The organism is Cryomorphaceae bacterium (genome assembly GCA_017798125.1).
Classification (GTDB): domain Bacteria; phylum Bacteroidota; class Bacteroidia; order Flavobacteriales; family ECT2AJA-044; genus ECT2AJA-044.
On sequence record CP059070.1, the window covers coordinates 2,652,451 to 2,665,759 of the forward strand.

Annotated in this window: 14 protein-coding genes; 10 read left to right on the plus strand and 4 right to left on the minus strand. The window is 48.5% G+C overall.

Going from position 1 to position 13,309, the window contains the following annotated elements; translation table 11 throughout:
• Positions 1 to 4: 4 nt before the first annotated feature.
• Both HZ996_11900 and HZ996_11905 read right to left on the minus strand, forming a co-directional pair.
• Positions 5 to 613 carry a hypothetical protein gene (locus HZ996_11900; GenBank protein ID QTN39816.1) on the minus strand — a complete coding sequence of 203 codons (609 nt, stop codon included), beginning with the start codon at positions 611 to 613 and terminating at the stop codon, positions 5 to 7.
• Between the two features lie 53 nt (positions 614 to 666).
• Positions 667 to 1,530 carry a type 1 glutamine amidotransferase domain-containing protein gene (locus HZ996_11905; GenBank protein ID QTN39817.1) on the minus strand — a complete coding sequence of 288 codons (864 nt, stop codon included), beginning with the start codon at positions 1,528 to 1,530 and terminating at the stop codon, positions 667 to 669.
• Between the two features lie 112 nt (positions 1,531 to 1,642).
• On the opposite strand from HZ996_11905, the gene HZ996_11910 reads away from it, so the two are divergent.
• The 3 genes from HZ996_11910 (at position 1,643) to HZ996_11920 (ending at position 5,510) form a co-directional block, all read left to right on the plus strand.
• Positions 1,643 to 1,987: a helix-turn-helix transcriptional regulator gene (locus tag HZ996_11910; protein QTN39818.1), complete on the plus strand. Its 345-nt coding sequence runs from the start codon at positions 1,643 to 1,645 to the stop codon at positions 1,985 to 1,987.
• A gap of 14 nt (positions 1,988 to 2,001) precedes the next feature.
• Positions 2,002 to 3,063, plus strand: coding sequence for a hypothetical protein (locus HZ996_11915; GenBank protein QTN39819.1), 1,062 nt, complete (start codon positions 2,002 to 2,004; stop codon positions 3,061 to 3,063).
• A 68-nt stretch (positions 3,064 to 3,131) separates the two neighbouring features.
• On the plus strand, positions 3,132 to 5,510 hold the full coding sequence (locus HZ996_11920) for an arylsulfatase (GenBank protein QTN39820.1): 2,379 nt from the start codon (positions 3,132 to 3,134) through the stop codon (positions 5,508 to 5,510).
• 88 nt (positions 5,511 to 5,598) lie between these two features.
• Here the strand turns inward: HZ996_11920 and HZ996_11925 are convergent, their stop codons facing one another.
• The gene (locus tag HZ996_11925; protein ID QTN39821.1) at positions 5,599 to 6,615 is read right to left on the minus strand and encodes an aldehyde reductase; all 1,017 of its coding nucleotides are present in this window, start codon (positions 6,613 to 6,615) and stop codon (positions 5,599 to 5,601) included.
• Positions 6,616 to 6,701: 86 nt separating this feature from the next.
• Here HZ996_11925 and HZ996_11930 point away from each other — a divergent pair, with 86 nt between their 5' ends.
• The 4 genes from HZ996_11930 (at position 6,702) to HZ996_11945 (ending at position 8,994) form a co-directional block, all read left to right on the plus strand.
• Positions 6,702 to 7,157 (plus strand): helix-turn-helix transcriptional regulator, encoded by a 456-nt coding sequence (locus HZ996_11930; protein ID QTN39822.1) that lies wholly within the window; start codon positions 6,702 to 6,704, stop codon positions 7,155 to 7,157.
• 84 nt (positions 7,158 to 7,241) lie between these two features.
• Positions 7,242 to 8,225, plus strand: coding sequence for an SDR family NAD(P)-dependent oxidoreductase (locus tag HZ996_11935; GenBank protein ID QTN39823.1), 984 nt, complete (start codon positions 7,242 to 7,244; stop codon positions 8,223 to 8,225).
• 49 nt (positions 8,226 to 8,274) lie between these two features.
• Entirely contained in the window at positions 8,275 to 8,454 is a 180-nt protein-coding gene (locus HZ996_11940; GenBank protein QTN39824.1) for a hypothetical protein, read from the plus strand.
• A 3-nt stretch (positions 8,455 to 8,457) separates the two neighbouring features.
• Positions 8,458 to 8,994 carry a DUF4442 domain-containing protein gene (locus HZ996_11945; GenBank protein ID QTN39825.1) on the plus strand — a complete coding sequence of 179 codons (537 nt, stop codon included), beginning with the start codon at positions 8,458 to 8,460 and terminating at the stop codon, positions 8,992 to 8,994.
• A gap of 40 nt (positions 8,995 to 9,034) precedes the next feature.
• On the opposite strand, the gene HZ996_11950 is transcribed toward HZ996_11945, so the two are convergent.
• Positions 9,035 to 9,955, minus strand: coding sequence for a HAMP domain-containing histidine kinase (locus HZ996_11950; protein QTN39826.1), 921 nt, complete (start codon positions 9,953 to 9,955; stop codon positions 9,035 to 9,037).
• 88 nt (positions 9,956 to 10,043) lie between these two features.
• Here HZ996_11950 and HZ996_11955 point away from each other — a divergent pair, with 88 nt between their 5' ends.
• The 3 genes from HZ996_11955 (at position 10,044) to HZ996_11965 (ending at position 13,293) form a co-directional block, all read left to right on the plus strand.
• A complete protein-coding gene (locus HZ996_11955; protein ID QTN39827.1) occupies positions 10,044 to 10,460 on the plus strand; it encodes a DUF1801 domain-containing protein in 417 nt (138 codons plus the stop codon).
• A 9-nt stretch (positions 10,461 to 10,469) separates the two neighbouring features.
• The gene (locus HZ996_11960; GenBank protein ID QTN39828.1) at positions 10,470 to 11,378 is read left to right on the plus strand and encodes a hypothetical protein; all 909 of its coding nucleotides are present in this window, start codon (positions 10,470 to 10,472) and stop codon (positions 11,376 to 11,378) included.
• A 196-nt stretch (positions 11,379 to 11,574) separates the two neighbouring features.
• Positions 11,575 to 13,293: a DUF1800 domain-containing protein gene (locus HZ996_11965; GenBank protein ID QTN39829.1), complete on the plus strand. Its 1,719-nt coding sequence runs from the start codon at positions 11,575 to 11,577 to the stop codon at positions 13,291 to 13,293.
• Positions 13,294 to 13,309: the final 16 nt, after the last annotated feature.

A 13,309-nucleotide genomic window follows, 5' to 3' on the forward strand; every position in this document is an offset into this window, starting at 1 on the left:
TAAATTAAAATTGCTTCCGAACAAATACCCCAGGATTCTGATCGCGAGTCTCGTAGTTTGGTCCAAGCCCTGCCATATTCAAGGCCAAACCAAATTGGTATCCATTTCGATCCAGTCCTGCGCGCAAGCGTTGTACACTGGCCACGTGCCCTTCGATACTAAAGTTAGAGAAGAGTTCGAGACTCGAGTATACTCGCCACCGATCATTAATTTGGGCGGTATACCTCAGAATTGAAAACCAAGATAGCCCAATCTCTGACTGCAACTCCACAGATGCCAGTGCATAAACCAAGAAGGTTCTGTTGGCCTTAAAGAAGTGAATCCCGAGGTCTCCACCGGCTCCTGTTGAGGATATTCGACCAACCACGGTACCTCCAAATCCAGAGCTCGTCGTGTAGTTGGCATACGCCCCCATAAAAAGATTCGTTTGCTCATCGTAATTAACGGTGGCTCGGGAGCGGCTGAAGAGCGACCAATGCCGGTCCTCATCAAAGGTTTTGAGCCATTGTGCGTCGACGAAAACGCGCTCGGTTCCTGGCATTAGCTCAAAGCTTTGCCCCGAAAGGAAAAAGGTCCCAAGGAAAAAGCCCAAAAAGGTGAAAAATGATTTCATAGTTCTTATAAATAAAAGGCGGGTGGCAAATGCCACCCGCCTTTTGGAGAAACTTACTCTCCCAAGAGATTGACCACCATACGCGCGGCGGCAGCTCCCGAGTTTTGTTGTTGACCCGTAACTAGATTTCCATCGGTTATGGCATAGGATGAAAATGCTTGGGCTACTTTGAAGTTCGTACCCTCAATTTTATGCGCTTCATCCTCTATGCGATAAGGCTGAATCTTCATGCCTACTGCTTGATCCGCAAAATCTTCCTCGGCATTGGCAAACCCGGTCCAGGTTTTTCCTTTGACCAATAATTCTCCATTGCTGCCCTTTGCTTCGAGCAATAAGGTCGTGGAATGACAGACGGCAGCACTCGGCTTGTCAGATTCGTAGAACGTGGCAAACAGGTTTTCTAGGTCCTCATTACCTCGGTAAGTGTACATAGGCCCTTGACCTCCAACCAAAAATATCGCGTCGTACTCATCAGGGTTAATATCCGTCAACCTGGGTGTGTTTTGCAGCATTTCATTGAACCAGTCCTGCTGCATGTAGCCCAAGGATACGACGTCATGCGCCGAATACCCGCTTGGGTCTGTTGGATTGGAATACCCATCCATAACAATGGCTCCTCCTTCCGTAGAAGCGAGAACGACCTCATACCCGGACTCTTGAAAAACATGCAATGGATGAGTCAGCTCTGCTGCCCAGAATCCTATAGGCCAACCAGTCTGTTCAGAAACTGCTGGACTGCTGGCCACCATCAAAATCTTTCCCTTTGTCGGCATGCCATGTGCATGGACATAGTGTTGCTTCTCGACGATGTTTAAAGTCTCCTCTTGCTCTATTTGTACTTCGGGTGTTTGAGATTTAGATTCGCACGCAGCCAACACCAAAACCACGGCTAAAAAGGATAATTTAATTGCTTTCATGATCATTCTAATTTGATGACCCAAAATTCCGACTATACCGTATATTTGACAATATACTTACCCCGAATAGAGGTACTCACTTTTTAGAAAGTATACTGTTTATCAATACGTTATGCCTGAATTTCTCTACAAGAACAAGCTCTACTACAATCCAGTAGAATTCGCCATGGACCGAATCGGCGGTACTTGGAAGATGCCTATTCTGTGGCGTTTAAAAGATCAAGTAATGCGCTACAGTGAGTTAAAAAGAGATATTCCACACATCACGGACAAAATGCTCACTTCCCAATTGAGGGAACTTGAGGATGAAGGATTTGTCCACAGAGAAGTCTATCCCGTGGTACCTCCAAAGGTGGAATACTCTATGACCGAAAAGGGAAAAACCTGTATTCCCATTATTGAAACCATACGCAATTATGGCCTCTTCCTTATTGATGAAGAGGGTATCCATCACTAAATCAAACCTAACCTATGTATACTCAGAAAGTATTTCGCGGCCGCGACATGATGCGATGGACCCGCTTCGAAATCTACGGCTTCGCTATCTACGTCGTCGTCATCACCTCCGTCTACTTCTTCTTCGATATTCAATGGCTCAAAATTCCATGGACGCCCTTAGCATTAATCGGTACTGCTGTTGCCTTTGTTATTGGATTTCAGAATAACGCGGCCTACGGCCGGATATGGGAGGCCCGTAAAATTTGGGGTGGTGTGGTCAATACTTCTCGCACCTTCGGGATGTTCGTCCAAGATATGGTCACTGCCGAACGAGCAAAGGAAGGTGTTGATCCAGATGAGCTTAAAGAAGAGGTGCGCGTCTTGACGTATCGACACATTGCTTGGATGACGGCTCTTCGGCACTCCATGCGGGCCTCTAAACCATGGGAAACCGTACTGAACGAAAAGTCGAATAGAGAGTGGACTCAAATAGTCCACCCTCCCGAATGGGACGTCTACATTGAAGATGATTTAATGCCCTATTTGGGAAAAGAAGATCTTAAGTACGTCATGGGCAAGGGGAACAAGCAAACAGCTGTTCTTTATTGCCAATCTCATCACCTACGGGCTTTAAAGGAGCGCGGCCTGATTTGGGAATTCGCCTTTCTACAGTTGGAGCGAGTCCTGGAGGAACTTTTTACCCTCCAAGGAAAGAGTGAGCGGATCAAGAACTTCCCATATCCTCGTCACTTTGCCACATTGAATCACTACTTCATGTGGATCTTTGTTTGGCTCCTCCCCTTCGCGATCGTTCCTCAATTTGCCGAAATAGGCGCTGAAATTGCCGAACATCACCCCATCGTTGGAAACCAGTTTATTTGGCTGGCCATGCCGTTCTACGTCATAGTCGCTTGGGTATTCCACACGATGGAGCGGATTGGAAGAACGGGCGAAAATCCCTTTGAAGGATCAGCCAACGACGTTCCCATTTCGACCATTGCACGGGGCATCGAGATTGATCTTCGTCAGAACCTGGGCGAGACAGGCGAAGAAATTCCGGATCAATTTGAAGTCATCAACGACACACAGATGTAGATGCATTGCGCTTCATCCCTTATCTTAGGGACCCACTTTACAAAGCAACATAACCCAATATTCAATTCATGACTAGAGTTTTATCGATCCTGACCCTGACTACATTGCTGTGGTCTTGCGCAGGCCCAACACAGGAAACAGACGCCAATACAGCCAATAATAGTGGGGAAATAGACCGTACGGTACTGCCCATCCAACCTCCGGCAAGTCCAAAGATTACGGAAATGGATGCGCGAAATGCCGAAAAGCCAGAGCCGTTCACGGTCAGTGCCCCTGAAGGAGCCCCAAATGTCCTCGTCATTATGATTGACGACATTGGGTTCGGTGCAACCACCACCTTTGGTGGAGCCATCAACACGCCGACTTTCGATCGCTTGGCGAACAATGGTTTGAAATTCAATCGTTTCCATACCACAGCGCTTTGCTCCCCTACTCGTGCATCACTCTTGTCCGGTCGAAACCATCACAATGTCAATGTGGGTTCGGTTATGGAGGTTGCCACAGGATTCTACGGGAATCAAGGAACTCGTCCAGACAACGCCAAATACTTCGCGGAGACCTTGCGCCAGAATGGCTACTCCACGGCGGCTTTTGGAAAATGGCATGAAACGGCTACCTGGGAAGTCTCCGTATCTGGCCCGTACACGCGTTGGCCGACCAATTCGGGATTCGATAAGTTCTTCGGTTTTATCGGAGGAGAAACCAACCAGTGGGATCCGGTCATCTTTGACGGGGTGACCAAAGTGCCTAAGAAAGACGATCCGGATTATCACTTCACCACGGACATGACCAATGAGGCCATCAAATGGGTGAAGTTCCAACAAGCCATGACGCCGGATAAGCCCTTCATGATCTATTACGCAACAGGTGCGACACACGCACCTCACCACGCGCCAAGAGAGTGGATTGACAAGTACAAAGGGCAATTTGATGATGGGTGGTTGGCCCTTCGTGAAGCGACGTTTGCTCGACAAAAAGAAATGGGTGTGATCCCAGAAAATGCTCAACTAGCCCCTATGCCTTCAGATATTAAAGAATGGGAAAGCTTGAGCGATGATGAAAGAAGACTTTTTGCTATTCAAATGGAAACCTTTGCCGGTTTTGCGGAGCACACGGACAACGAAGTGGGCCGCTTGGTCGACGCGATTGACGAAATTGGGGAGTTGGAAAACACACTCATCGTATACGTGATGGGAGACAACGGCTCTAGTGCCGAAGGAGGACTTGAAGGCACCTTTAATGAACTAGTTCACTTGAACGGTTTGTTTGCCGAAGAGACTGTTGAGGGCATGCTTGAGCACGCTGATGATTGGGGAGGCCCTAACTCCTTCCCGCACATGACTGCTGCTTGGGCGGTAGCTACCGATGCTCCATTCAAATGGACCAAGCAGATGGCCGCAGATTTTGGAGGAACACGAAACGGGATGGTCATGCACTGGCCTAACGGAATTGACTCCAAAGGAGAAGTACGTACACAATGGCATCATGTCAATGATGTAGCACCAACCATCCTCGAAGCAGCCAATCTCCCGGCACCAACATCTATCAATGGTGTTCAGCAAATTCCCATGGATGGGGTGAGTATGCTCTACGCAGTGGACAATGCTGATGCTGCGGATCAACACACGGTACAATACTTCGAAATGTTTGGGAACCGCGCTATTTACAGCGAGGGATGGTTGGCCCGGGTGGTGCACATGATTCCTTGGGTGGGCAAGCCCGAAGCTCCTTTTGCCGATGAGAAGTGGGAACTCTACAACATTGAAGAGGACTTCAGCCTCGTGAACAACATTGCCGATGAGCACCCAGAAAAACTTGCAGAGCTCAAAGAACTCTTCGAAAAAGAGGCCATCGAGAATCACGTATATCCTCTGGACGATCGTCTGTATGAGCGCTTTAACGCCCGCATCGCTGGTCGCCCTGACTTAATGGGTGATCGCAAGACACTGACCCTAGCACAGGGCATGGATGGAATCTTGGAGAACACGTTCCTGAACGTTAAGAACACGTCGAAAACCATCGTAGCTAACGTCGATCTTTCCGGAAACGACAAAGGAGTCATCCTATGCCAAGGAGGTAAGTTCGGTGGATGGGCGCTGTACATGGATAATGGAGTTCCTGCCTACACCTACAATTACTTTGGTTTAGAGCGCTACACTATTTCTGCGCCCTCTGCGATTCAAGGGGATCAAGCCGAAATCAAGCTACAATTCGACTACGACGGAGATGGAACTGGAAAGGGAGGTACAGCGAAATTGTACGTGGATGGTGCCTTGGTAGCTGAGGGTCGCGTTGAAAAAACGCAGCCTGCTGTTTTCTCAGCGGATGAAACGGCTGATGTGGGTAAAGACGATGCCACGCAAGTCGCCGATCTCGTCTTTACGGATATTGAGGACTCCGAGTTTACGGGATATGTTAATTCCGTGACGATTAGTATTCCGGAATAATAGGGCACCTCTAAACCCATAACTACACCGTATACTATAAAGCCCCACACCATATGGCGTGGGGCTTTAACTATTCCTTTTCTCTGAGTTATGCGCTTAACACCCGCTGTACCGATTGACCGGTATCCACAATCATCTTATCAAAAGGCATTGGCGTCCAATCGAAAGTTTCCATCGTTGGTTGCACATTCCCTTGGTAGGCCTTTCCGACATACGGCATATACCCGCGGTATTCGGAACTCACCTTAGCTAATAACTTGATTAAAAAGGTTGGAGCCAATTTAGTTCCCACACGATCAAAGTCATTATCGCTCAATACCTGAGCCAGATCTTTGTACGAATAAGACTTCTCACTGGCTACGATAAACCGTCGATTGGCAGCTTTCTCGTTTTCCAGAGCTAACACGTGAATTTTAGCAACGTCACGAACATCCGACATGTTAATGGACGCATCCATAAGACGAGGGATCTTACCGGTAATAAGTCCTTTAAAGAGAGACATGGATTCGCCATTCAAATTATCGGATAGCGTTGGACCATAGACCGGACCAGGATGAACCGTTACCAACTCCATGCGATCCTCACCTTCTTGCTCCTCGATAAACTTCCACGCCGCTTGTTCGGCCATGGTTTTACTTTTCAAATAGGCCGTGATATGCTTGGCATTGAGTTCTGTCCAACTCTTGTCGTTGATGTGCATGTCTCCATTGAGGTCGCCCAACATAGCTACCATAGAGGAGGTGAGCACCACGCGTTTGATGCCTGCTTTTTTAGCCGCTTGAAGGGCACGCATGGTGCCTTCTACTGCCGGCTTGATCAATTCATTTTCATTCTTGGGTTCACGAGATACAAATGGCGAAGCAACGTGCATCACAAAGTCAACGCCCTCAAGAGCGGCGTCCCATCCCTTATCGGACAGCAGGTCAAGTTCCACATAGCTCAAATTTCCCTTTGGATCTACATGGCGTTCAATATGTGCCGAAATGCTCTCGGCCTTATTTAAGTTTCGAACGGACCCTTTGACTGCGTAACCATGACGCAAAAGTTCGACAGCACAGTGCTGTCCAATGTATCCTGAAATACCTGTGAGTAATACCTTTTTCATATAGGGAGATATTTTTTTACTTTTAATTTGAAAGCAAAAATAAATAATTACTTTTGTATTGCAAGTAAAACGTAAAGAGTTTTTTCATGAAGTCTTTCTTTCGCACTCGATGTCCCATCACCTCTGCCCTCGATTTAGTCGGGGACAAGTGGTCATTGGTCATTGTAAAGCAAATGCTCTTGGAAGGGCGTTTCACCTTCAAGGACTTTACCGAAGGAGATGAAGGAATTGCCACCAACATATTGTCTTCTAGATTAAAAATGCTTGAGGAATTCGGTGTTGTTCAAAAGCTCTCCATGCCCAACAACAAAAAGAGCAAGCTTTATGTGCTCACAGAAAAAGGGCTTTCCTTAACTCCCATTATTATGGAATTGACGTTTTGGAGTCGGGATCATCTGCAAGATGTACATCCCAATTTAAACGACGAATACGACTTAACGGACATCCGTAAGAATAAGGAAGAGACTTTTGCCCGCGTCATTGAACGCTATAGAAGTCAAGCAAAGGAACTGACCGATGAAGAATTATTCATGAAGCAATGATGACATTGGCTTTACCTGCAAAAACGATTCATTCCTAATTTCAAGAACTCGTATACACGTGTTCACTAAAAAACTAGACTTAAAATGCCTGTATACAATCCAGAAACCCTTCACCTCCCTCAAGTCATTCAGAACCACAAAAGAGATTTGAGTGGCCAAATAGCGGCCGTAACCGGAACAACAAGCGGAACGGGCTTTGTTTGCGCTCGAGAGTTGGCCAAACTAGGAGCTCACGTCATTCTCCTTAATCGTGAAAGTGATCGATCGGCTGCGGCTTTGGCAAAACTTCAAGAAGCCGTTCCTAACGGATCCTTCGAAGCTGTAGCTTGTGATCTTCAAGATTTCGCTTCCGTTCGGGATGCGGCCGCAGCCATTCGCACAAAACACGACCGCCTCGACATCTTGGTCAACAATGCCGGTGTTATGGCACTACAAGACTTGGCCACCAAAGACGGCTACGACGTTCAGATTCAAACCAACGTGATTTCGCACTTCCTGTTGACTCGAGATCTCCTAAGCTTGCTCGAGAAAAGCGAACAAGCGCGCATTGTCAATCACACATCTATGGCCCGTTTAGGCCCGCCATTGGAAAGCATGTATTTCGAAGCTCGCGGAGGAGATCTGGGTGGAGATGGAACAAAAGAGGAAAACGACCAATTCCAAGGACCGCGTTGGTCGCGCTACCACCAAACTAAACTAGCCAACTGCGTTTTCAACTATGGCCTTAAAACTAAGCTAGAAGCCGCTGGAAAGAACAACATCCTATGTATGATTGCTCATCCGGGACTTTCGGCTACCAACCTACAGGTGACTACAGCTGCGGTTGGCGGTATGGATGGCGACAGTGATTTCATGAGTCGTGCACAATCTGCAGAGGACGGCGCCGGAGGCATCGTTCGGGCTAGTATTGACCCCGAAGCTCAAAGCGGTGATTTTTATGGCCCTACGGCCGGGTGGCAAGGCTATCCCGACAAACTTGAGCCTGAAGAGAACCTATCGGACCCCGGTCAAATAGAGCTTCTGTGGTCCGCATGTGAAGCGGCCGTTGGACCCTTTGAGATCGCCTAAAGTCGCCGGAACTTTCGTACATTTCTTCTGAAAACCTAACCTATTTAGCATGGCAGAAGAACCAAAAAGCGGATCCGCAATAGGCGGTGTAGTATTCGTCGGATGTATGTTTATCGGTGCCGGTGTGGGCTTCATCTACCACGCCATTCACATCGGAGGCGCCATTGGTATGGGCGTTGGCTTTATCGCAATGGGCGGCATCTGGGCGTACTACCGAAACCAAGGCTAATACATGTCCATTTATCAGAAGGTGGCCAAGATCGGCACCAAATTCATCGGTCGAGACAAGCTGTTTAAACACGGCTTCAACCTCTCCCCGATGTATCGGCGAAGTACCGGTCGCATTGTCCACGTTTCTGATGATCTCCACATGGTTCGGGTCCGGATTCCTATCAGTTTCCGGAACCGGAACTATGTCAATTCCATCTTTGGAGGGAGTCTGTTCTCCGCAACAGACCCCATTCACATGGTTCAGCTCATCAATATTCTCGGCGACGACTACGTAGTTTGGGACAAATCCGCCGAGATTACTTTTCGCATTCCGGCCAAGTCCGATGTATATGCGGATTTCACGTACACGGCGGCGGAAATACTAGAAATCCAACAGCGCATCGCGGAGGAAAACGAGATTGAAATCAAGAAATCTATTGACCTCCAAGACAAGGATGGAAATCGCACTTTTGCCCGGGTTCAAAAAGTGCTCTACGTGGCTAACAAAGCCTATTACCTAGAAAAGAGAAAACGGCGAAACGGAAAGACGTCTGAATAAAAGGTTCAGCGCCTACGGCGCGATGCTTTGCTTCGCCAACCTAGGCCGCCGCTATCGGGAGTACCACCGTAAAGGTTGTCCCCTTACCCTGCTCACTCTTTACGCGAAGCTCTCCTCGATGATCCCGTAAATAGTTGATCGAACTACTGATACCCAATCCCGTACCTCTCTCTCCGTTGGAGCCAAGGGTACTGTAGTGCTCTGCAGGATTAAGCACTTTGTGCATGGATTCTTCGCTCATTCCCGGCCCCGAATCGGCAATATGCACGAGGCAATGACCATTCTCGATCGCAGCATGGACAGTCACCTGGCCACCCGACTGCGTAAACTTGAGGGCGTTCTGGTATAGATTGCGAAAGACAAATGAAAAGGTCTCCGCCTGTCCGTATGCCTGAAGGTCAATGGTTCCGAGCTCAAGCTTGATTTTCTTGTCCTTGCGGTGCTCGTCAAAAAGCCGAATGGTCCGCTGAATGGCCGGAGCAATGCGAAAGAGCCCCTCCTTTTGGTCCTCAGGGTCGAGCTGGTCCTTGGACCAAACCAAGAGCTCGTTTAAAAAAGTCAAGAGCTCATCCGTCTGAGCGTCCAGATGATCCAGTAATGGTTGTACCTCGTCCAAGGAGATTTGCCCCGTTCGCAAGGGTTCTATTAAACTCTTTAAAGACGCAATTGGGCTGCGAACATCGTGTGAAATCAATGAAAAGAGCTTTTTATTCAGCGCATTCAACTCCTCGAGCTCTTGATTCTGCTTCTTAATCATCACCACGTAACGACGAATAATAAACGTAATAGAGGGCGCTACAAAGGCGGGAATACTCAAGGATAGGACCCACCCAATCCGAGGGTCAGGCACATCGACAAACAGCAAAATGATCCCGTAGGAGATCGCCGATGCCCCTATGGATATAAGGGCCACCCAAAGGGGTTTGGTCAATAAATCGTCTCGCTTATTTAACTCTTTCATGAACCGCAGTGCGTACCTGACGAATATACGCATATCTCTTTGTACCTTAGAGTAATCCGCCCCGCAAACGGGGCTCAATACAACTACCATGGCCGGTCTTGTAACGCAACCAACCAATCGCCCCATTGAGGGATTCATTCAATCCATAAATAATGCATCGAAGCAATCGGACAGCCGGGTATTGGTTAAGCTCATGGAGGAGATCACCGGTCAGAAAGCCGTGGTATGGGGTAATGAAAAAGTACCCGATTTCCTCATTGGATTTGGTGAATACACCTATACACGTAAAGGGGGAAAAGAAGAATTCACCTGGTTCCCCGTTGGATTTGCGGCCCGAAAAACCAAAATGACCATCTACCTGAACTTTGATGTAAGTCAAGAGACGGATCTACTTAAAGAATTAGGCAAGTGCACCTTTGGCAAAGGCTGTCTTTACCTCAACAAACTCGCTGATGTAAACATTGAAGTCCTGAAAAAGCTTATTGCCAAAAGCACGACACCATAATGCACTCCTATGCGCAACACTCACCACTGGCCTAAAATTGTATTTGAAGACATTGCTCCTACCCTCGCCACGCTCCATCAGTGGATTCAAATCATCGGGAAGATTCGGCTCAAAACCATGCCTTGGCAAAACCACTCCTGGCACACAGCCTTGTACATTACGCACAACGGATTTTCTACCCATTCCATACCGTACAAGGGAACCACTTTTCAAATCGATCTCGACTTCAAGCACCACGAACTGCTCCTTCAATGTGCGCACACCGATGTACTAAGAATTAAATTGGAACCCATGAGCGTGGCTCATTTCTATGCTCAGATCATGGAGAAACTGGAAGCGATTGATCTCCCAGTCTCTATCTATGCCCGTCCGAATGAGATGGATCCCGCCATTCCCTTCGCTGAAAACACGGATCAATCGGCTTATGATCCAGAAGCGGCTCGGACTATTTGGGAGGCAATGTTGGCCGCGAATGATGTATTCAACCGTTTTCGAACAGATTTCGTCGGCAAGGCAAGCCCTGTTCATTTGTTCTGGGGCGCCTTTGACCTAGCGGTGACCCGATTCTCTGGAAAATCGGCTCCACTCCACCCAGGAGGAATGCCCAACATGCCTCTAGAAGTGATGCAGGAAGCGTATTCGCAAGAGGTAAGCAGTGCCGGTCTTTGGTTGGGGTCCCCGGAGTCTCCGCATCCGGCCTTCTACGCCTACAGTTATCCGACGGCGGATGATTTCAAGGATCAGCCCATTGAACCGGAGCAGGCCTTTTGGAGCGATGATATGGGAGAATTCTTCCTGACGTACGAAGACGTTCAGAGTTCTGAAAACCCAGATCAAACCCTGTACGATTTCTTGCAATCGACCTATCTGGCCGCTGCAAATACCCTCGGCTGGGACCGATCCCAACTCGAGCGATAAAGCCTGGCCCTTGAGGCCACTTATCGGCCCGTAGGGCCAGGTCATTTTCCAAATATTCCCTTTGCATTATACGAAGGTTCGAAACTAATGCGTTCAAAAAGAGTCCATTAACCCGAACCCTTACCCGTCTATTTCGCATTGGTCCCGGATGTCATCCACAGGGATGACGGTCATGAATGAAACCGCTCTAAACCTCATGAATCGGACGATCACTGCTCTTGCTGTATGCCTCAGTTTGGGACTGAGTAGTCAAACCCATTTAGACTTTTTAGGCGCTGGCCACGACCAGGGTATTCGCGTATTGTCGAGTGATGATGCCGCTGGAGTATCGAGCCGATACGGTACCATTGACGGATTCGAGATTTCAGATCCCGTGGCCTTGGCAGATGCTTCACGCTTCTTGGCGCAAGCCACCTTGGGATATGACTACGAAACCATGCAAATGGTCGCGGCGATGGGGTTTGAGGCCTGGATAGAGGAGCAGTTCTCCCTCCCGCATCAAACCTTTCTGTCCCTTGGCGAATACATCGCCGAAACGGCAGCTGATGATTACTTAGGGATCGCGGAGTTCCGTTCCACTTGGCTGACCTACAGTCTGACCACTCCTGACCAGCTCCGTCAACGTCTAGCGTACAACTTGAGCGAGTTCTTTGTAGTATCTGGCTTTGGTTCTGATCTATTTGAAGACTACGGAACCTTGTCTGGCGCTTACTACGACGTCTTGCAGCGAAACGCCTTTGGCAACTACCGAGAACTCTTGGAAGACGTCAGCCTCAATTCTTCCATGGGGGTCTACCTCAGCCACATGCATAACCCAAAGACGGATTCAATCAACAACATTCACCCAGACGAAAACTATGCCCGCGAAATCATGCAGCTCTTTTCTATTGGCCTATATGAGCTGAATCCGGATGGGACAAGAAAGCTGGATGTGAACGGCAATGAGATTCCCACCTACGACAATGAAGACATTCGACAATTCGCCAAAATCTTTACGGGTTGGGGCGATGGGGCACCCGATGGCTATTGGGGAAGACCACAAGACGAAGACCCAGACATCTTTGCCATCTACCCCATGAGGATGTACGAGGATTACCACGAACCGGGACCTAAAAACCTGTTGAACGGACTTGTTGTTCCCGCGGGTCAGTCCGGAGTTCAAGATTTTAATGACGCTCTGGACAACTTGTTCGATCACCCTAATGTGGGGCCATTTTTTGGTCGGGCCTTGATTCAGTTTCTCGTATCCTCGAACCCCAGCCCAGCTTATGTACAACGGGTCAATGACGCCTTCGTTGCGAATGCGAATGGGGCACGGGGAGATATGCAGGCGCTCGTGTCGGCAGTCTTGCTTGATCCCGAGGCCCGTACCTGCAATCCAGAATCACAAACCCAATCTGGAAAGCTTCGGGAACCCTTGTTGCGCTACACGGGATTCTTGCGAGCCTTTAATCCGCAGTGGGATCAAACGGACGTCATTTTGGATCAAATGGAACTGTTCAGCGAGCAAATCGGACAGGTCCCCATGTATTCCCCAACGGTATTCAACTTCTTCTTGCCTGACTTTCAACCTCAAGGTGATATGACGGCGGCTGGCCTGGTGGGCCCAGTTTTCCAAATTCACAATTCCACTACTTCCGTCTCCTTCGTAAACGCAGTGGGTGCTTGGCACTTTGATCAGGAATATATCCCTGGGGCTAACCCCTATATGGACTATTCGGATGAAATGACACTCGCCAATGACCCCATTGCCTTGGTAGAGCGACTCAATCTCATCCTCGCTTGTGGTCAGCTAAGTGCGCGAACAGAGAACATCATCCTCAACGCCATATCTCAACTCGATGACCCAGAAGATCGCCTGAACATGGCCTTATACTTGACCATGATCGCCCCCGATTACGCTGTCTTGAAATAATCTTGAAACCGAAACC

What these genes read in the sequence shown, in the direction of transcription:
- HZ996_11955 (QTN39827.1), top strand. Translation starts at nt 10,044, where the DNA reads ATGGCCGGTCTTGTAACGCAACCAACCAATCGCCCCATTGAGGGATTC.
- HZ996_11950 (QTN39826.1), bottom strand. Translation starts at nt 9,955, where the DNA reads ATGAAAGAGTTAAATAAGCGAGACGATTTATTGACCAAACCCCTTTGG.
- HZ996_11905 (QTN39817.1), bottom strand. Translation starts at nt 1,530, where the DNA reads ATGAAAGCAATTAAATTATCCTTTTTAGCCGTGGTTTTGGTGTTGGCT.
- HZ996_11965 (QTN39829.1), top strand. Translation starts at nt 11,575, where the DNA reads ATGAATCGGACGATCACTGCTCTTGCTGTATGCCTCAGTTTGGGACTG.
- HZ996_11960 (QTN39828.1), top strand. Translation starts at nt 10,470, where the DNA reads ATGCGCAACACTCACCACTGGCCTAAAATTGTATTTGAAGACATTGCT.
- HZ996_11930 (QTN39822.1), top strand. Translation starts at nt 6,702, where the DNA reads ATGAAGTCTTTCTTTCGCACTCGATGTCCCATCACCTCTGCCCTCGAT.
- HZ996_11940 (QTN39824.1), top strand. Translation starts at nt 8,275, where the DNA reads ATGGCAGAAGAACCAAAAAGCGGATCCGCAATAGGCGGTGTAGTATTC.
- HZ996_11915 (QTN39819.1), top strand. Translation starts at nt 2,002, where the DNA reads ATGTATACTCAGAAAGTATTTCGCGGCCGCGACATGATGCGATGGACC.
- HZ996_11925 (QTN39821.1), bottom strand. Translation starts at nt 6,615, where the DNA reads ATGAAAAAGGTATTACTCACAGGTATTTCAGGATACATTGGACAGCAC.
- HZ996_11935 (QTN39823.1), top strand. Translation starts at nt 7,242, where the DNA reads ATGCCTGTATACAATCCAGAAACCCTTCACCTCCCTCAAGTCATTCAG.
- HZ996_11945 (QTN39825.1), top strand. Translation starts at nt 8,458, where the DNA reads ATGTCCATTTATCAGAAGGTGGCCAAGATCGGCACCAAATTCATCGGT.
- HZ996_11920 (QTN39820.1), top strand. Translation starts at nt 3,132, where the DNA reads ATGACTAGAGTTTTATCGATCCTGACCCTGACTACATTGCTGTGGTCT.
- HZ996_11900 (QTN39816.1), bottom strand. Translation starts at nt 613, where the DNA reads ATGAAATCATTTTTCACCTTTTTGGGCTTTTTCCTTGGGACCTTTTTC.
- HZ996_11910 (QTN39818.1), top strand. Translation starts at nt 1,643, where the DNA reads ATGCCTGAATTTCTCTACAAGAACAAGCTCTACTACAATCCAGTAGAA.